Source organism: Bifidobacterium hominis (genome assembly GCF_040095915.1).
Taxonomy (GTDB): Bacteria; Actinomycetota; Actinomycetes; order Actinomycetales; family Bifidobacteriaceae; genus Bifidobacterium; species Bifidobacterium hominis.
Window position 1 is genome coordinate 129,376 of record NZ_JBBMFR010000007.1, and the last position, 19,475, is coordinate 148,850.

Consider the following 19,475-nt stretch of genomic DNA (forward strand, 5'->3'; position numbering starts at 1 on the left):
AGCGAATAAGTAAGTCGGAATGAGGGAAATGGCGAAGGACAAGGACAATTACGGCGCAGGCAGTCTTACTGTGCTTGAAGGTCTTGACGCGGTGCGCAAGCGCCCAGGCATGTATATCGGCACCACCGATAGCCAAGGTTTGATGCACTGTTTATGGGAGATCATCGATAATTCCGTCGATGAGGCCCTTGCTGGTGTCTGTAACCATATTGTTGTGACGCTGCATTCCGACGGTTCCGTGGAAGTTGCCGACAACGGACGAGGTATCCCTGTCGACATTGAGCCGAAGACTAAGCTTACCGGCGTGGAAGTGGTGCTGACCAAGCTGCATGCCGGCGCGAAGTTCGGCAACTCTTCGTACGGCGCCTCTGGCGGCCTGCATGGTGTGGGCTCGTCCGTGGTGAACGCGTTGAGCTCCAGGCTTGATGTGGAAGTGGATCGTGATGGCAAAACCCATCACATGTCGTTCCATCAGGGTCACCCGGGTGTGTATACCGACGTCGATCCGGAGCATCCGTCGCCGGATGCGCCGTTCAGGCGCACGCGCAAGAACCGCCCGACCGAACTTGAGATCATTGGCAAGGTCAGTCCGAAGACCACCGGTACCCGCATCCGTTACTGGGCTGATCCGGAGATTTTCAACGATACCGCAGAATTCAGCTACGAGCAGCTGATCGACCGTGTCAGGCAAACTAGCTTCCTGGTGCCGGGATTGAAAATCACCGTCATCGACGAGAATATTCCGGAAACCGGCGATGAATCAGTCGACGAAATGCTGGAAGTCGACGATATTGCAAATGCTGCAGGTGATGAACCGCAGGAAATTGCCGAAAGCGATGAATCTGAACATGACGCTGCCGAGCACGAGGAAGCTGCGGAGCAGATCGAGGAAACCGATGTTGCGGCACAACCTCAGGGATCGAAGTATACTCACGCCCGTATCGAGGAATTCTGCCATACCGGTGGCGTGAGGGATTTCGTGGACTACCTGTCCAAGGGTGAAGCCGTTTCTGACATTTGGCGCGTTACTGGCGAAGACACGTACGTTGAAGAAACCCAGGCCGTTGGCGACGGCGGCGAGTTGCATGCGCAGAAGGTCACAAGAAAGTGCGCCGTTGACATCGCCATGCGGTGGACCAACGGTTACGACACCACCATGCGCAGTTTCGTCAATGTGGTGGAGACCCCCGGCGGCGGCACGCATGTGGACGGCTTCTTGTTAGGAATGACCAAGCAGATTCGTAAGGCCATTGAAGACAATGCGCGCAAGCTCAAGGTGAATCTCAAAGATTCCAACATGAAGGTCGAACGTGATGATATCCTGGCCGGTCTTGTGGCCGTCATCACCGTGCGTATCGCCGAACCGCAGTTCCAAGGCCAGACCAAGGATGTGCTTGGCACCGCGCAGGTCAAGCCGATCGTCAGCAAAATGACCGACAAGCAGTTCGGTGAGATGATCACCGGATCCAAGCGCGGCTACAAGGAACAGTCCGGTCGCGTACTTGAGAAGATCGTCGGCGAAATGCATGCCCGCATTCAGGCGCGTAAGACCAAAGAGGTGACCCGTCGCAAGAACGCGCTCGAATCGGCGTCCATGCCTCCGAAGCTGTCTGACTGCCAGCCGGGTAATGACGATGTAGCCGAACTGTTCATCGTGGAGGGTGATTCCGCGCTTGGTACCGCCAAGGCCGCACGTAACTCCGGCTTCCAGGCGTTGTTGCCGATTCGCGGCAAAATCCTTAACGTGCAGAAGGCGTCGCTGTCACAGATGTTGTCGAACAAGGAATGCGCGGCGATTATTCAGGTGGTCGGTGCTGGCTCCGGTGCAAGCTTCGACATTGAGCAGGCAAGATACAACAAGGTCATTATGATGACCGATGCAGATGTTGATGGTGCGCATATCCGCATTCTGCTGCTCACCTTGTTCTACCGTTACATGCGGCCGCTCATCGAGCATGGCCATGTGTATGCGGCTGTGCCTCCATTGCATCGCATCGCCTTGACCGGAGCTCGCAAGGGGGAGTACATCTACACGTATTCCGATGATGAGCTTGCCGGAAAATTGGCTGAGCTTGACAAGAAGCACATCAGCTACAACGAGGACATCCAGCGTTACAAGGGTCTTGGTGAGATGGACGCCGATCAGTTGGCTGACACCACCATGGATCCACGCACGCGCATGCTGCGCCGTATTCGTATGGAAGATGCCGAACAGGCCAGTCAGATCTTCAGTCTGCTGATGGGCGATGATGTGCCTCCTCGAAAGGCATTCATTGTTGAGAATGCCGATGACTTCGACCGTTCCAAGATCGATACCTGATTGGTGCTTTTCGATGGTTCGCCCTCCGCTGCGTCAAAGACGTTGCGGAGGGCGTTTTCTTAGCGAAGAGGTATGTGATTTCGCGCGGTAAAGATTTAAGATTCTGCGGTAAATAGTGCAATTGAGCAGTTACCGATCGGTAGATAGATATGTTTACAATAATGGCTGATATTGTCTTCGGCAGCTATCAGTTAAGAGGGAGTAGGACGTGGTCAATCTTTTGCTTGCCGTGATTTATGTGGCGTTCATCAGTCTTGGTTTGCCGGATGCGGTGTTGGGTGCCGCATGGCCGACGATGAGTGTCGATTTGGGTGCGCCCATCTCTTGGGCTGGCGGCATTTCCATGACGATTTCCGCTGGAACCATCGTCTCCGCGCTGCTTTCCGACCGTATGACCTTGCGTTTTGGGGCGGGCAAAGTCACCGCGGTTTCCGTGGCTTTGACGGCGTTGGCGTTGTTTGGCTTTTCGGTGGCTCCGAACTATTGGGTGCTGATTCTGCTTGCCATCCCGTACGGCTTGGGCGCTGGCGGAGTTGATGCGGCCCTCAACAACTATGTGGCCATTCACTACGAGAGCCGTCATATGAGCTGGCTGCACGCCATGTGGGGCATCGGCGCATTGACCGGCCCATACATCATGGGATTCGCTTTGGGTGCGGGCCAAGGCTGGTCGTGGGGCTACCGTTACATCTCCATACTGCAGGTTGCGCTCACCGCCGTTCTTATTTTCAGCCTGCCACTGTGGAAGAAGCGTTCCGAGGTGAAGACGGGCGAAGTTTCCGGCGAATCCGACGGAACAGCCAATAATGAAACTCGCAAACCGCTTAGTGTGCGAGGCGTGCTTGCCATTCGCGGCGCCAAAGAAATCCTGGTGATGTTCTTCTGCTACTGTGCGCTGGAATCCACGGCCATGCTGTGGGGCAGTAGCTACATGGTGCTCGGCAAAGGCATTGATAAGACCACGGCCGCCACGTGGGCCAGCCTGTTCTGCATCGGCATCACCGTAGGCCGCTTGGCGAGTGGCTTTCTGACCATGAAGTTCGACGATCCGACCATGATTCGTCTGGGCCAGGCGCTCGTACTGACCGGTATCGTTAGCATGTTATTGCCGTTGCCGCACAATATCGGCACTATTATGGGGCTGATGGTCATCGGTCTCGGCTGCGCTCCGATTTACCCGTGCGTCATTCATTCCACGCCGGCATATTTTGGCGAAGACAAATCACAGGCAATCGTCGGCATGCAGATGGCATGCGCATACGTCGGCTCGATGTGCATGCCGCCGGTATTCGGCTTGATCGCACAGCATGTCAGCGTGCTGTGGTTCCCTCTGTACATGTTGGTTTTCCTGGTGCTGATGGTGATCATGCACGAGAGCCTGCGTAAAAAGTGCGCTGGTCAGACCATCGGCTGATAGGGCGTTGCCGCCACTGCGTCTGCGATGCCATGAGCAGCATTGTAGATTTCGCATATACGGTTAGGGCTACTGAAACCGAGCGCCACATACCATACGATAAACAGTACGGCCACGGTCGCGGTCAATGGCAGTCGTTGTGTTTTCAAACGAATAAGACACAACAGGATCACAGTGGCAAGCAAGGCGATGAATGATGCCGAAAGGTAGCGTAGCCAAGTCAAACCGTATGCGTTGATGTACAGCCCTAGTCGAAGTGCCGCTGAAGTCAGAATAATGGTTGTTAACGCCAGCAATGCGACCAATGTGATGTTGAGCGTGCGTGTGCGTGGTGCGAGAGTGATCGCCAAGCCGAACAAGGTCACATTAATGGCCGTGACTGCCAACAGTTGAAAGAATCCGCTGCGTGCGTATTCGCTATAGGTCAATCCATCTGGCAGTGCGATTGAACCGTCAGTGAGCAATCCTGCGAACAGGAACCGGACTTGTACGGCACAAAACAGCGCGTACACCATCAGGGTCACGGCCAGTACCACGAACGCTGTTATTGAACTGAGGGAGAAACGTTGCTTCGGCGGTGTGGAAGTGGGTTCGGTGTCGATACTGATGAGCAGAGAGAACAGCAATGGCCACGGCAATACGATGAACATGATGTGAAGAATGAGCGCCATCGGATTGAAATCACGGAGAACGTTCAACACCTCATATTGCACTATTTGATCGGCGCCGACAAGCAACGGTATGATCGTCAAAAGCAATGGAATGGAAATCAGCAGCGCGATGCCGATTTCGCGCACTTTTGAACGTTGTCTCGACGCGACTGCGAATCTTGCGAATATGACGGAAAACGGTTCCGCAAAATCGCGAATGTGAATAAACGGCTGCTGCAACCAGCCGGTAAACCAATTCCAGACAACTTGAAGTGGACGACGAACATCGTAACGCCCGTTGACCAGCTGACAGTGCAGCATAAGCAACGCCGGTTGAACGAATTGCGTGGTGAGCGCGTATTCGTCGTTTCCCGAATAATACCAGGTCGACTGAGCGAGTATATTCCACACGCCAATGGCGACGATGCTTCCTAAAGCAAGCCAAACAAGAACTTGTTTTCGTGCGGTTTTCCAGTGCAGCGCGGTTACGGTAAGCGTACAGATGATCCAGAAAACCGGCAGTTCATATCCGATAAGCCATGTCGGAGGTATGCTGCAGATCAGACGGTCGAATGCGAAAGTGATGAGAAATGCAGCGCCAATGGTGATGACCGCGCGTTTGCCGAGGGGACGTTGCGCTATTTCTTCCTGCGTGATTTTGGGTTTCGCCAAAGGCTGTTCCTCCTGATGTGCGGATGATTCTTGTGTTGGTTGGTTTTCTTGTGCTCTTGGTGTTTCTTGAGTCTCTCGCATTTCTCGTAATGACGATGATTGTTGAGATTGTGATGGGGAAGTGCTGGCTGGTTCCGTCATGACAAATTCCTTCCTTGAGTGTGTTGGATGTCATCGTATATATCGAAAAACGATAGAAAAATATCGACTAACATACTTTCACAAGATTTGCATATCGAATATCGATAGATTATTATCGATATTCAGGTTTATTGAATTGAAGGAGACGGATATTATGTCGAATTCCGCGGCGAAACGTTCCATGGTGATTGGCGTATTGCGTGTGCTGATTGTGATAATTGCAATATGCTGCCTCGGACTGCAGGTCAGTGCGATTGCGGCATCCGCTGGCGTTGCTTCCAAGTATGCCGACGCCGACTCGATGCATTGGCTGTATGCGGTTGCCGCAGTGCTGATTGTCGCTTGCTTCGAGTCCGCGTTGGTACCGCTGTGGAGATTGCTGACCTTGGTTGAAAAACGCGATGTCTTTTCCGGTAAGGCCATGCGTTGGGTGAATCACATTCTCGTATATGCGGGGATTGAAGGCGTACTGGTGCTCGCTGTGATGGTTGGTCAAATCTGGTTGTCGCCTTCGCGCTTTCTGATGGCTGCGGTGGGGGTCGACTGGCAAATGTTTCCATACGTCGTGCTGGCGGTCGGTGCGGCAACGCTTCTGCTGATCGCAGCGTTCGAACTGTTGATGGTGGTGATGCGCTCGCTGCTGATGCAGGCCATCGAACAGCGTGACGAATTGGCGGCGGTGATTTGATATGGCCATTCGCGTGAATCTTGATGTGATGCTCGCCAAAAGAAAAATGAGTGTCAATGAACTGGCGGAGGCTATAGGCATAACGCCGGTCAATGTTTCGGTGTTGAAGAACGGACGTGCCAAGGCAATACGGTTTTCCACGCTTGATACCATATGTGAGACATTGCATTGCCAACCGGGAGATGTGCTCGAATGGGTTGATGGCGAAGGTGAGTGACGTCTCACGGTGATGCAATAATCGAACGTATGTACGAATGTTTGAACTTGTTCTCAGAGCCGACCAAAGCATGGTTCAAACATGCGTTCAATCGGCCCACCGAAGCCCAGCGGCAGGCGTGGCCAGCCATCCATTCCGGCGGGAACGTGCTCGTTGTGGCGCCCACTGGGTCGGGTAAAACCCTCTGCGCGTTCCTTTCGGCTCTTGACCGGCTTATGGCGGGCGGAGCGCGTTCCGCAGGAGTGGACATTCATGGCGAAACCGCGGCAACCGAGAGCCATACGGAACGAAGAACTGTGAAGAAGGGTTCCCGCAAGAAAACGAAGCGTAACGTCAAAGTGCTGTATATTTCGCCGTTGAAGGCGCTTGGCGCCGATGTGACGAAGAATCTTGAACTGCCATTGCAGGGAATTTCTCAACAGTGCGAGGCGATGGGGCTGCCCGTTCCCGATGTTGAAGTGGCTATGCGCAGCGGTGATTCCACACCTGAACAACGTCGAAAAATCGTCAGCCATCCGCCGGATATTCTCGTCACCACGCCAGAATCATTATTCCTGCTGCTTACCTCTAAAGCGAACAGCATATTGGTGGGTGTGGAAACAGTGATCGTCGATGAGGTGCATGCGGTAGCAGGTACGAAGCGAGGCGCGCATCTCGCATTAAGTCTTGAACGCCTTGACGATATGATCGGACATCCAGTGCAGCGCATAGGGTTATCGGCAACCGTTAATCCCGTTGAGGAAGTAGCGCGGTTCCTTGGAGGTTCGCAACCGGTAACGGTGGTGAACCCCGGCGATGCTCCGGCTATGGATTTGAGGGCCGTGGTACCGTTGCGCAATATGCTTGGCACCAGCGCTACAGGTGGTTCGGTATGGCCGGCTCTTGAACGGTCCATTCTCGATGAGGTGTTGCGGCACCGAACCACATTGGTGTTCGTCAACTCGCGTGGATTGGCAGAGAAGCTTACTGCACGGCTCAATGACATGTATGCGGAGTCGAAACAGGGCACGGAAGCAACCGATTTGAGTGAGCACCGTGACTTGGGCTCGCCGGAAGGTCGCGAGCAATTTGCCGGGCATTACGATTCGGTGGTGGGGTCCACCACCATGCTGGTTGAATCACATGACGATGCTGATGTGATTGCCATGGCACATCACGGGTCCGTGTCAAAAGATCGGCGCAAACGGATCGAAGAACAGTTGAAACGCGGCCAGTTGCGTTGTGTGGTGGCCACTTCCAGCTTGGAACTTGGCATCGATATGGGTTCTGTGGATCTGGTGATTCAGGTGGCTGCCCCATTGTCGATCGCATCGGGATTGCAGCGAGTGGGCCGTGCCGACCACAATGTCGGGGGAGTCTCGCATGCGTTGTTCTTCCCCGTCACCCGACAGCAGATTATTGGCGTAACAGCCAGCATGGAATGCATGAGGGAAGGGGCTATAGAATCATTGCGCATGCCCCGCAATCCTCTGGATGTGCTCGCACAGCAGACCGTCGCAGCCGCGGCCATGGAAGATCTTCCCACGAATGATTGGTACGACCTCGTGCGTCGTTCCGCGCCTTTCCGAGATCTCGACCGGTCCATGTTCGATGCGGTTATCGGCATGATGACAGGCACGTACAACAGTGAGGACTTTTCCGCATTCCGACCGCCGCTGCAATATAACGAAGAAGCGGGACTGATTTCCGCACGTCCAGGAGCGCAACGTTTGGCAGTGACCAGCGGCGGCACCATACCTGACCGTGGCATGTACACGGTGGTACTTCCAGAAGAAGGCTCCGGCGCGGGCCCTCGACGGGTAGGTGAGCTGGATGAGGAAATGGTATACGAATCCCGTGTGGGAGACATCATCACCTTGGGGACTTCGACTTGGCAGATCCAAGAGATCACACGAGACAGGGTAGTGGTGGTTCCCGCACCAGGCCGTACCGCACGCCTGCCATTCTGGCATGGGGACCAGGACGGTCGCGATTATGGTTTCGGATTGGCACAAGGGCGTTTGACACGCGAACTCAGCCAAAGATTGCACAGACACGAACCAGCGGAGAATGGTGATCAGAATACGGTCCAAACTGTATCGGAAGTGCGGTTCGACCGTGAGGCCACACAACGTTTGAAACGGGACGGTCTTGACCGCAATGCCATAAGCAATCTTGCCAAACTGCTTGACGAACAACGTGAGGCGACCGGTGTGATTCCTTCGGATCGTGATCTCGTGGTGGAACGTTGTCAGGATGAAGGTGGGGATTGGCGCATTATCATCCATTCGCCATACGGTAGGCGCGTGCATGAGCCTTGGGCGTTGGCTATTACCGCGCGAATCAAACAGCGGTTTGGTTTCGATGGTCAAGTGTATGCGGCCGACGATGGCATCGTTCTACGATTGCCGGACGGTTATGGCGATTTGCCGATGTGTGAGCTTCTGCTGTTCGACGTGGACGAATTGCAGCGCATCGTTGAGACACAGGTTGGCGAAAGCGTGCTCTATATGGCCCGATTCCGCGAATGCGCGGCCAGGTCACTTTTTCTGCCGCGCACTCGTCCAGGCAAGCGTGTGCCGCTATGGCAGCAGAGGTTGAAGGCCGCACAACTATTGAATGCGGCCCGTACCCGTAAGAATTTTCCCCTATTGCTGGAAACCGCGCGCGAATGCCTGCAGGATGTGTACGATCTTCCCGCATTGCACACGATTATGAACGGGTTGAATGCTGGAACGATACTGCTGTCGGAAGCGGTTACCGAAACGCCGTCTCCGTTCGCGGAGAACATGCTGTTTGGTTTCGTTGGATCGGTGATGTACCAGTATGACGTGCCGCAGGCCGAACGAAGCACGCAGTTGCTGTCCATGGATCTGGAAGTGCTCGAACGGCTTCTAGGAAGCACGGATATGGCATCGTTGTTGGACGCCGAAGCTATTACACAAGTGGAGGGCGAGCTTGCTGGGCGAACATTCTGGAATGATCTCGCCGAAGAAGATATCAGCGGGCGCGTAACAAGATACGCCAAAACGCATGGACCATTCACCGCTGACAAGATGATTGCCGAACTGGACATTGACGCGGCTCAGGCGGTGCATGCGCTTGATGAACTGGATGCCCGAGGAGAACTCATCAAGGGAAGATTCACTGATTCAGGTGAGACTTCCGAAAAGAACGATATTCAGCAATGGCTCCACAAGGATGTTTTCCGGCGTATTCGAGCATTGTCTCTTGCCAAGGCCAGAAAGGCCGTCAAACCGGTCGATTCGAGCGTCTATCAGGCGTTTCTGCTTAATCGTCAGGGCGTTGGCCCTGTTGGAGGTGAACGCTACGAAGGCGTTGATGGTCTGATGCGTGTCATCGAGCAGTTGGAAGGCGTGTTCCTGAACGCTTCGGTATGGGAGTCCATGGTATTCCCGGCACGTGTGCGTGACTATCAGCCTAGTATGCTCGACGAACTCATCTCATCGTCGGATGTGGTGTGGGTCGGTTCGAAAGCAAGTGGATCCAACGCCAAAGAAGCTGGTGAGATCGCCTTCTATCCAGCAGGTTCCTTGCTGCTCAACCAGCCTGAATCGGCGGTGGATAAGCTGAACGATAATGAAACGTTGACCATGCCGGATGCCGTGTTAACGGCGTTAAGCGGTGGCGGAGCGTTTCCTATTCAACTGCTTTCAGCCGTGACAAAAACCATCTGGCTTGAGCATGCCGAAGCGCAGGTGAACCCCGAAACGGGCGAAATCATCTTTCCGGCATGGGGCGAGCGGCAGTTCGAAGAAGCCTTATGGTCACTGGTATGGCAGGGGAAAATGACGAACAGTTCGTTCGCACCAGTACGAGCGCTTCTGCACGGAGGCAAAACCGTTCGCGCACCCCGTCGTGCCGCGCGTAGACGCGTCACCATGCGTCCTCCAACACCATTGGCGCTGAGTGGATTATGGTCCGCAGTATCTTGTGGCGACGGGCGAACCGTTATGCCAAACAAACCACTAGACGGTGTTATCGAGCCGGGCATGCTCGAAAACAGCGATACCGGCATTGACATGGCGCATACGGCAAGTGTAGAGGAGCGTGAGCTGGCGCTCATCGACTCATTACTGGACCGATACGGCGTGATTGCCGCTCCTTTGGTTGACAAGGAACGGATTGCCGGAGGATTTTCAGCGCTCTATCCGGTACTCAAACGAATGGAAGAACATGGCACACTGGTCCGAGGCATGTTCGTGAAAGGTTTTGGCGCGGCACAATTCGCGGAACGAGACACCGTCGACGCGCTGCGCAGCGACACGCAATGGCACAGTCAATCCTGCGTTGCGCTCGACGTGACCGATCCCGCCAATCTCACTGGTTCCGCAATCGCCTGGCCAGAACAGGATTACCTCAAACCAGCACGCAGATCCGGTTCCATCATTGTGCTCAAACAAGGCGAACCGGTACTGTTCTCCGTGCCAAAAAGCCATAAAATTGTCAGCTTCACCGCAGACGAAACAATATTAAGACCGTCATGCGCCGAACTTGTCTACGTATTGCAGCGCCAACCCAGCGGCAGCATCAGCTTCAGCGAAATGAACGGAACATCATTGAAAGCACGCAATGAATACCGGCAAATCCTTTACGCCGCAGGTTTCGTCGATAGTCCGCAAGGCATGAAACTTTACTGTTGAAAAAGATCATCATCGCTAATGCATAGTGACAGCGCGGACGAAAACGAAGGAACAACAATGCCCGCGTCCCACGAACGGAATCCTAAACGATTCCAAACTTCGCAAAACGCGGGCACGTCATATTGCAATGGGTTAGCCGACGATGGCGATTGGCGTGGAAAGTTCCGTACCAGAACCGTCACGACGCATATCCGGCTTTGGCAATTCCACGCCGGCACCGCCCTGCGTGGAAGCGTGTACGGGGTATGTGCCCACAAATGCGAGAATCAACGTATCCTGTCCCTTGAGGAAGCGCTGCGAACGAACGCCACCGGTACCGCGGCCCTTCGTCGGATACATTTCCAACGGGGTTACCTTCGCGGAACCATTCTCCGTACCCGGCAACGCTTCGGAATCACCTGCAATCGTCAACACCACAGCTCCAGACGCGGAGAACAGGCCATTCTCGCCTTCTTCATAATTCCATGCCACCTTGCTGGCGGGAACCACAGCGAACGCAGCCACTGAGCAGCCTTCAGCCAGGCGAATGCCTGCCATGCCTCCGGCGGTGCGTCCCTGCGGGCGTACGTTCTTCGCCTCGAACGTCAGCAGGGAGGAGTCGGTGGATACGAACACCAGCCGATCCTCGTCACGCGCCTCGGCGGCGGCCAGAACTTCATCATCATCCTTCAAATCGATGACATTCCATGAATCCATGGTGGTGGGCGATTCACGATTCCAACGCTTGACTACACCATTACGCGTACCCAACGCGAGAGGAGTGGACTCTACGGCATTATCGCCGGAATCGTCGGCGGATGGCATGGCGATCGCGGCGATTACACGTTCACCACGAATTGGATCGGTGTTTTCCGTCATACCGATCAATTCTTCGGCGCGAACGCCGCCAGTCACGTGGAGCGGCCCATCTGCAGACACAACCGGCAATTCCACGACATGCGCCACAATCAGACGGCCGGCAGATGTGATCAAACCATATGAAGAACGCGTGGTCGTGCGGAAGATCGAAATAATCTGATCATCCTTTACACGCTGGTCGGCAGAAGAGCGATTCTCCCAGCGCTCCAAAGCGTCTTCGGAGGTACGTGCGATCAGACCAGTGGCTGACAACATCACAGCGCACGGTTCGTCATCAATCTGCAAAGCCATGGCTGCGGCATTGTCTTCGCCGGCTTTTTTCGCGGCCTTCGCGGCGGCGGCGACATCGGCGGCAGCTGACGACACTGTGGCTGCGGCGCGCGCCGCAGCCACAGCGGAGGCGGATACTCCATCATCGCCATGCGCCGTAACGGGCACAAGCCCGCCGTCAGCATCTTCATCCAACAGCACAGTGCGACGTGGCGTGCCATACGTGGCAACAGCCTCGTCCATTTCGGCGATCACCACGCCGTCAAGAGCCTCAGAGGAGGCAAGAATGCGATCCAACTCCTCGATACGTTGCTTCAAATCGTCGCGTTCCGCTTCAAGCTCGATGCGGCTCATTTTCGTCAGGCGACGCAAGCGCAAATCGAGAATGTACTGTGCCTGAATCTCATCCAGATCAAACACCTTGATGAGCTTCGTCTTTGCTGCTTCGGCATCGTCAGACGAGCGAATCACCTGAATCACTTCGTCAATGTCGACCATCGCAAGCAGAAGGCCTTCGACCAGATGCAGACGTTCCAGCGCCTTCTTTTTGCGGAATTCGCTACGACGGCGAATCACCACACGACGATGGTCCACCCACACCTGAAGCATTTCCTTCAAGCCCATGGTGTGTGGGCGACCGTTGACCAACGCCACGTTATTGATGGTGAAATTGTCTTGCAGCGGCGTGTGCTTGAGCAGTTGCGCAAGCACGGCGTTCGGGTCGAAGCCGGTTTTGATTTCAATGACAAGACGAGTACCGTTATGGCGGTCCGTCAGGTCGATTGCGCCGGAAATACCCTCCAGCTTGCGATTCTTTACACCCTCGGAAATACGTTCCAACACACGTTCCGGGCCGACCATGAACGGCAGTTCCGTTACGACAATTGCCTTCTTGCGAGCGGTTACGTTTTCAATATGCGTCACCGAACGCGTGGTCAACGCGCCACGACCGGTCTCGTAGGCCTCGCGAATGCCCTTACGTCCCACAATCACGCCACCGCTCGGCCAGTCCGGACCTGGAACATAGCGCATAAGCTCTTCCAACGTGGCGTCAGGATGATGCATCAAATGTTTGGCTGCGTCAACCACTTCGCCCAGATTGTGCGTTGCCATATTCGTGGCCATGCCAACGGCGATGCCGGAACCGCCATTGACGAGCAGATTCGGAATCGCGGCAGGCAAAACGGTTGGCTCCTGCAGCTTGTTGTCGTAGTTCGGTGTGAAATCCACTGTATCTTCGGCGATATTCGCGTTCATGCCAAGCGCAGCCTGGGCCATACGCGCCTCAGTGTAACGGGAGGCCGCAGGACCGTCGTCAAGAGAACCGAAGTTACCATGGCCATCCACCAACGGCAATCGCATCGCAAACGGCTGCGCAAGACGAACCATTGCCTCATAGATGGCGGAGTCGCCATGCGGGTGAAGCTTACCCATCACCTCGCCGACCACACGAGCCGACTTCATGTACGGACGATCCGGATTGAGGTTCATCTGACCCATCTGGTAGATGATGCGGCGCTGCACCGGCTTCAGACCGTCTCTGGCGTCGGGCAATGCGCGGGCATAGATCACCGAATACGCGTATTCGAGGAAGGACTTGCTCATCTCCTCGTTCAACGGTGTTTCGACGATGTTCTCTTTGACCGTACGCGGGTCAAAGGCTGGTTTTGCCGGTTTGCGGTGCGACACCATGCGGTGAATCTCCTCACGGAAAAGTAATGGTAATCAACCTAGCAATGTTACCAGCCGGTACCACCGCGGTGCTTGAATAGGAGTCATGAGTGTTGAAGTGCCAAGCGACGAAGAGCTGCTTACCATGACCGAACCGGCATGCTACGGAGATGACATGCCATCTGAAGGGACCCGTGGGGGAGCGTTGCACCTGTCGTCAGTACTTCCTGCGGTTTCCAACGCCATTGGCTGCCCCATGCCAACGGACATTCATTCTGACCCGAAAGGTCTGCAGGAAGCGCTTGGGCTGCCGGACGCGGCGTCCGCGGTCGTGGTGCTCGTGGATGGTCTCGGCTACTGGAACCTCAACATGAGACTGGGACATGCGCCCTACTTGCGGTCCCTCATGAACGAGTCCGCCAATCAACGTCCCATCGCCACATGCATGCCGAGCACTACCGTCGCGGCCATGTCTACATTCGGTACGGGAACATGCCCCGGTATGACGGGTATGACCGGCTATACGCAGCTCAATCCGAAAACCGGTGAAATATGCCAGCTGATTTCCTTCAAAAATGCGGTTCCTCCGCTTGAGTTGCAGCAGCAGCCGACCATGTTTGAACAGCTAAGCGCGCAAGGTGTTCGTGTGACCAGTTCTGGATTGCCGAAATTCGCGTTTTCCGCGTTGACGCAGGCTGCCTTGCGTGGCAGTGACTACATTTCCAACGATGATCCGCACAAGCGTGTCGCAGTCGCGGCTCAGGCGGCGAAAAATCCCGGACTGACGTACCTGTATCTGCGTGATACCGATAAGGTCGGGCATAATTACGGTTGGGATTCCGACAAATGGATTGGCACGTACGAGCGTGTTGACGCTCAGCTCGGCCTTCTCCGCCGCAGCGTGCCCAAAGGCACATTGATTGTGATTGTGGCGGACCACGGTATGATCACCACTGATCCCGAATCCGTGATTGACATTGCACAGGATCAGCGGCTCATGCAGGGCGTCGCCCATGTCGGCGGTGAACCGCGTTGCGTCATGCTCTATGCGGAACAGGGCGAGGCCCCGGAAGACATCGCCACACGGTGGCGTGACGTGTTGGAAGACCGGGCACAAGTGCGTACGCGATCGCAGGCGATTGCGGAGGGTGTGTACGGACCTGTGGTCTCGCACGTCGAACCGATGATTGGTGATGTGATCGTATCGGCCACGAAGGCCGTCACCATCGTGGATTCCCGTACTCAGGTGGAAAAGGCGATGCATCTGCCGAGCGTGCATGGCTCGCTCACCATGCTCGAGTCCGATATCCCCTGTCTGATCGACGTGGCCTAACATGCAGGGTTTGGCTCAGTCGCCGAACAGAATCTCATCCCAACTTGGCACGGCGGAACGTCCGGCGCGCCGCTTCGATTTGGTGGTGTTTTGGCTGTGCGGATCAGGTGTTTGATTCGTGTTTGCGGTGTTCGAAGCGGTATCCGATGTGGGCGCGACGGTGTTCTGAGCATTGCCTGTTGCATTGGCGTCGGTTGTCGTCATGGTGTTTTCCGGTTGGCTTGACGGCGGGACGTCGGCGGTCATGCTCGATGTGTTCGGCGTGTCGAATTCGTTAGGCGCGCCGATTGGCATGATTGGAACGGAAGGTGCCGCTGAAGGGCGTGCCACCGGCATGGACGGTTCAGGCGTGTTCCATGCCGATACGGTCTGTTCGATTCGCGCCGATCGGGCGGAATTTCCCGGAAGATTCAGCGAAGCGAGGAAATTCTCGTCGGCGTGTTTCTCGGCGTGTCCTTCCTTCGGTGTGTCTTGCTCCCCGATGAGCTTGCGTGCAGCGGAATTCAAACAGCTTACGGCGTTGTCATGCATGTTCCACGACCATTCCGCGCAGACAGTATGGCCGGAGGAAACGAACTGAGCGCTGATTTTCCAAGGTTCCAAGCCAAGTCTGGTGGCCTTCCAAGTCACGTCTTCCAAACGCACCCGCGCCGCCGCGAATGTGCGTTCAATCAGTTCGGAAAGCGTACGTACACGGCTTTCCTTCGGTGCCGGAACGGCGAGGAATTGCTCAATCGCATATTGTTTCTCCGTTTCGACCGAAGCCGAGAAACGCCGAACGAGCGCTTCACTCAACGAATATCTTTCCGCAACACGCGCGGGATCGGCGCCGGCACGAATCAACGACTGAATCTGTGAAATCGGCAGGGTGATCGGAGTGTGCGTCTGCTGTTTCCCCTGCACTTCGGAACGAATCTGCTTGGCTTCCAAAACGGCTCTTTCAAGCGCTTCATCGACCTTTACAGAGAACTTTCCGGCACCTGAAACAAAAACGAGTTCACCGGCATCATTAACATGATCGAACCGCGCTTCCTCGAGTAAATTCTCAGGCACAACACACCACTTTCCTTCAAGAATTACTGTTTATTCTATTGTGCCCCACGTGTCGGATTTTACGAGTATTTCGAATCGTGTATCCTATGCGGGGTAAAAGTCATGTATCCTATGGCGCATAAGCACCATAGATGACGAAAGGAATCTCGATGGCACAGGATTATGATTCCCCGCGCAACAAGGACGAGGACGAGGAGTCGCTCCAGGCTTTGGGCAAGAGCTCCCAGAACACTTCCAACGACATGGACGATGACGAGAATGCCATCGCCGAGGATTACGAGCTGCCGGGCGCAGACCTCAGCAACGAGGACGCTTCGGTGACCGTCATTCCTATGCAGGGGGACGAGTTCATCTGTTCCGAATGCTTCCTGGTGAAGCATCGCAGCCAGCTCGCATACACCACTGACGATGGCCAGCCGGTGTGTCAGGAGTGCGCTGCCTGATGGCGTTCGACGAAACATACAACGAGCCGGAAAACGTCGAGGTTCTAGTAAAGTCGCTGAATCCCGACCAACCGGCGGAACTGTACTATGCCCATGCCGGGGATGCCGGCGCCGATTTGCGTACCACCGAGGAAGTCACATTGAAGCCGTTCCAGAGGGCGCTGGTGCCTACGGGAGTGGCGATAGCGCTTCCAGCGGGTTATGTGGCCTTGGTACATCCACGGTCCGGTCTTGCCGTCAAACAGGGCGTTACCGTGTTGAACGCACCTGGAACCATTGACGCGGGCTACCGTGGCGAAATCAAGGTGCCTCTGATCAATCTTGATCCGGAACACACCGTGACGTTCCACCCGGGGGACCGCATCGCGCAGCTGGTCATCCAGCGTTATGTCGAGGCTAGGTTCATCGAAGCGGAGACGTTGCCCGGATCTGACCGTGCTGAGCGTGGCTTCGGATCCACCGGCGTGGCTTCCTGAACCGAGCATGCGGAGGCATAAGTGCCAAGAATCCGCAAATGCTGGCGACACAATGGTTTTCGGGGGTATCTGGCCGTGCAACACGCGGTCGGATACCTCGGACATACCGTGATGCACGGGTAGTATAGGGAGCATTGCGAGCGAGGAGGTGGACGATGGGAGACATTGAACACGAGGTTCGTTCTGCCCGAATGTTGGGCTGCGAGATCAGCACGAATCCGCTTGATCCGCTTGAGCCGATTCTGAAGATGTGCGAATACCATCATCCCGATGAGGATATGAGCATTCTTGAACGTGCTTATGAGCGTGCAGTCAAGCAGCATTCTTCACAACGGCGCAAGTCGGGCGAACCGTACATCATCCATCCGTTGGCTGTGGCGCAGATTCTTGCGGACCTTGGCATGGGGCCGCTGGTTGTGGCCGCGGGCCTACTGCATGATACGGTCGAAGACACCGACTACACGCTTGACGAGTGCCGTGCCGAGTTTGGCGATACCGTGACAGGTTTGGTCGATGGCGTCACCAAGCTTTCCAAGATGGAATACGGCGATTCCGCTCAGGCTGAAACCATCCGCAAGATGGTGGTCGCGATGAGCCGGGATGTGCGTGTGCTGGTCGTCAAACTTGCCGATCGCGTGCATAACGCGCGTACGTGGCGTTACGTCAAAACGCCGAGCGCACAGAAGAAAGCGCACGAAACGCTCGACGTGTATGCGCCACTTGCCAATCGTCTCGGTATGAATGCCATCAAAACCGAATTGGAAGAGCTCAGCTTCAAAGTGCTCTATCCGAAAATCTATAACGAAATCGTGGTGCTTGTCGCACGTCGTGCGGGCCAGCGAGACGTGTATTTGAAGCAGATTCTTGCTGAGATTAACGAAGATCTTGACGAGCAGAACATTTCGGCGTACGTGACGGGACGTCCGAAGGATTATTTCTCGATTTATCAGAAAATGATCGTACGCGGACATGATTTTGCGAATATCTACGATTTGGTGGGTGTACGCATCATCGTCGATACGATCCAGGATTGTTATGCTGCGTTGGGTGCGGTGCATGCGCGTTGGAACCCTGTTCCAGGTCGTTTCAAGGATTACATCGCCATGCCGAAACTCAACATGTATCAGAGCTTGCACACCACGGTGGTTGGCCCTGGCGGCAAGCCTGTCGAGATTCAGATTCGCACGTGGGATATGCATCGTCGTGCGGAATTCGGTATCGCCGCGCATTGGAAGTACAAGGAGAACGGTCAGGCCGGTCGCGCGTTGAGCTCGCCTGATAAGTCCGATCGCAAGCGTGGCGAGAATCAGGAGTTGAGCGAAGCCGACAATCTCAAGTGGATTCAGCAGCTTGCCGCCTGGACGAGTGAGACTCCGGATTCCAACGAGTTTCTGGGCTCTCTGAAGGAAGATCTGGGTGCTTCCGAAGTTTACGTGTTCACACCGAAAGGCAAGATCGTATCGTTGCCTGCCGAGGCGACACCGATTGATTTCGCCTATGCGGTGCATACCGAAGTCGGTCACCGTACCATGGGTGCTCGTGTGAACGGCCGTTTGGTGCCGCTCGACACCAAGCTTGAAAACGGCGACACCGTTGAAGTGCTCACGTCGAAGTCCGAATCAGCTGGTCCGTCTCGTGACTGGCTGAGCTTCGCGAAGAGCCCGAAAGCCCGTAACAAGATTCGCCAATGGTTCAGCAAGGAACGTCGTACCGAAGCTATTGAAGAAGGTCGCGATGAACTGACGCGAGCCATGCGCAAGCGCAACCTTCCGATCGCAACATTGTTGACTCCCGAAGCGTTGGTCGGTATTGCTGACGAGTTGAATCTCGCCAATGCTGAGGCTGTGTTCGTGGCAATCGGTGAAGGGCAGATCTCCACTCAGAACGTCATTTCGCACTTGGTTCGCGATGCGGGCAGCGACGAAGTGAACGAAGAAGTGGAACAGGAGGCGCTGCCGCTCAAGCAGGTGGAACGCACCAAGAAGACCACCAGCGCGCTGGGTATTTCCGTCAAAGGCGTGGGAGACATTTGGGTCAAGCTTGCCCGATGCTGCATGCCGGTGCCTGGAGACCAGATTATTGGCTTCATCACCCGCAATCAGGGCGTATCCGTGCATCGTGTGGACTGCCAGAACATGCTGGACTTGCAGAAGCGTCAGCCAGAACGCGTGGTCGATGTGCAGTGGACCAGCACCAAGGGCGTGTTCATGGTCAAGATTCAAGTGGAGGCGCTTGATCGCCCGCATCTGCTGAGTGATGTGACGCGTGTGCTTTCCGATCATGGTGTGAACATTATTTCCGGCTCCATTTCCACGGGTACCGATCGTGTGGCCACCAGCCAGTTCAGCTTTGAAATGGCTGATCCGCAGCATTTGAACACTTTGCTTGCCGCAGTGCGTAAGATCGAAGGCGTGTTCGACGTGTACCGTATCACCGGTGCCAAGGATTCCGCCGAACCACGCTTGCGTAAAATCTGACACAATCAGTGCGGTCGTGAGACTCATCTGAACTGCTGCAGATCCTCTCGGAAATAATGAAAAGCCCCTCAAGTGAACCGCACCCCGATTGTTGGACTGAAGAAATTCAGATTCGATGATCGGAGGTGCGGTTCTTTCGTATGCGTGAG

12 protein-coding genes are annotated in these 19,475 nt (G+C 55.2%); 9 read left to right on the forward strand and 3 right to left on the reverse strand.

The genetic code is table 11. The annotated features are described in order from the left end of the window. Positions 1 to 28: 28 nt before the first annotated feature. Together WMO36_RS06505 and WMO36_RS06510 are read left to right on the forward strand one after the other, a co-directional pair. Entirely contained in the window at positions 29 to 2,320 is a 2,292-nt protein-coding gene (locus WMO36_RS06505; RefSeq protein ID WP_427348908.1) for a DNA gyrase/topoisomerase IV subunit B, read from the forward strand. Between the two features lie 208 nt (positions 2,321 to 2,528). Beyond that, the gene (locus tag WMO36_RS06510; RefSeq protein ID WP_099571260.1) at positions 2,529 to 3,734 is read left to right on the forward strand and encodes an MFS transporter; all 1,206 of its coding nucleotides are present in this window, start codon (positions 2,529 to 2,531) and stop codon (positions 3,732 to 3,734) included. On the opposite strand, the gene WMO36_RS06515 is transcribed toward WMO36_RS06510, so the two are convergent. Next, positions 3,719 to 5,056: a DUF4153 domain-containing protein gene (locus WMO36_RS06515; protein WP_349077176.1), complete on the reverse strand. Its 1,338-nt coding sequence runs from the start codon at positions 5,054 to 5,056 to the stop codon at positions 3,719 to 3,721. The two genes, WMO36_RS06510 and WMO36_RS06515, sit on opposite strands and share 16 nt — an antisense overlap. A 295-nt stretch (positions 5,057 to 5,351) precedes the next feature. Here WMO36_RS06515 and WMO36_RS06520 point away from each other — a divergent pair, with 295 nt between their 5' ends. The 3 genes from WMO36_RS06520 to WMO36_RS06530 are packed head-to-tail and all read left to right on the forward strand — an operon-like array spanning position 5,352 to position 10,745. Then, positions 5,352 to 5,885 (forward strand): DUF2975 domain-containing protein, encoded by a 534-nt coding sequence (locus WMO36_RS06520; protein WP_144090572.1) that lies wholly within the window; start codon positions 5,352 to 5,354, stop codon positions 5,883 to 5,885. Between the two features lies 1 nt (position 5,886). Then, the gene (locus tag WMO36_RS06525; protein WP_349077177.1) at positions 5,887 to 6,102 is read left to right on the forward strand and encodes a helix-turn-helix domain-containing protein; all 216 of its coding nucleotides are present in this window, start codon (positions 5,887 to 5,889) and stop codon (positions 6,100 to 6,102) included. A 29-nt stretch (positions 6,103 to 6,131) separates the two neighbouring features. Continuing rightward, positions 6,132 to 10,745 carry a DEAD/DEAH box helicase gene (locus tag WMO36_RS06530; protein ID WP_349077178.1) on the forward strand — a complete coding sequence of 1,538 codons (4,614 nt, stop codon included), beginning with the start codon at positions 6,132 to 6,134 and terminating at the stop codon, positions 10,743 to 10,745. Positions 10,746 to 10,877: 132 nt separating this feature from the next. Here the strand turns inward: WMO36_RS06530 and WMO36_RS06535 are convergent, their stop codons facing one another. Further along, positions 10,878 to 13,565 carry a DNA gyrase/topoisomerase IV subunit A gene (locus WMO36_RS06535; RefSeq protein ID WP_349077179.1) on the reverse strand — a complete coding sequence of 896 codons (2,688 nt, stop codon included), beginning with the start codon at positions 13,563 to 13,565 and terminating at the stop codon, positions 10,878 to 10,880. Between the two features lie 85 nt (positions 13,566 to 13,650). Here WMO36_RS06535 and WMO36_RS06540 point away from each other — a divergent pair, with 85 nt between their 5' ends. Next, positions 13,651 to 14,877 (forward strand): alkaline phosphatase family protein, encoded by a 1,227-nt coding sequence (locus tag WMO36_RS06540; RefSeq protein ID WP_349077180.1) that lies wholly within the window; start codon positions 13,651 to 13,653, stop codon positions 14,875 to 14,877. Positions 14,878 to 14,892: 15 nt separating this feature from the next. Here WMO36_RS06540 and sepH read toward each other — a convergent pair whose 3' ends face one another. Then, a complete protein-coding gene (gene sepH / locus WMO36_RS06545; RefSeq protein ID WP_065447215.1) occupies positions 14,893 to 15,930 on the reverse strand; it encodes a septation protein SepH in 1,038 nt (345 codons plus the stop codon). A gap of 149 nt (positions 15,931 to 16,079) precedes the next feature. On the opposite strand from sepH, the gene WMO36_RS06550 reads away from it, so the two are divergent. The 3 genes from WMO36_RS06550 (at position 16,080) to WMO36_RS06560 (ending at position 19,326) form a co-directional block, all read left to right on the forward strand. Continuing rightward, the gene (locus WMO36_RS06550) at positions 16,080 to 16,373 is read left to right on the forward strand and encodes a DUF4193 domain-containing protein (RefSeq protein WP_022245122.1); all 294 of its coding nucleotides are present in this window, start codon (positions 16,080 to 16,082) and stop codon (positions 16,371 to 16,373) included. Continuing rightward, positions 16,373 to 16,849: a dUTP diphosphatase gene (dut, locus tag WMO36_RS06555; protein ID WP_065447216.1), complete on the forward strand. Its 477-nt coding sequence runs from the start codon at positions 16,373 to 16,375 to the stop codon at positions 16,847 to 16,849. Before WMO36_RS06550 ends, dut begins: the two co-directional genes overlap by 1 nt. Positions 16,850 to 17,004: 155 nt before the next feature. After that, the gene (locus tag WMO36_RS06560) at positions 17,005 to 19,326 is read left to right on the forward strand and encodes a RelA/SpoT family protein (RefSeq protein ID WP_144171178.1); all 2,322 of its coding nucleotides are present in this window, start codon (positions 17,005 to 17,007) and stop codon (positions 19,324 to 19,326) included. Positions 19,327 to 19,475 lie beyond the last annotated feature (149 nt).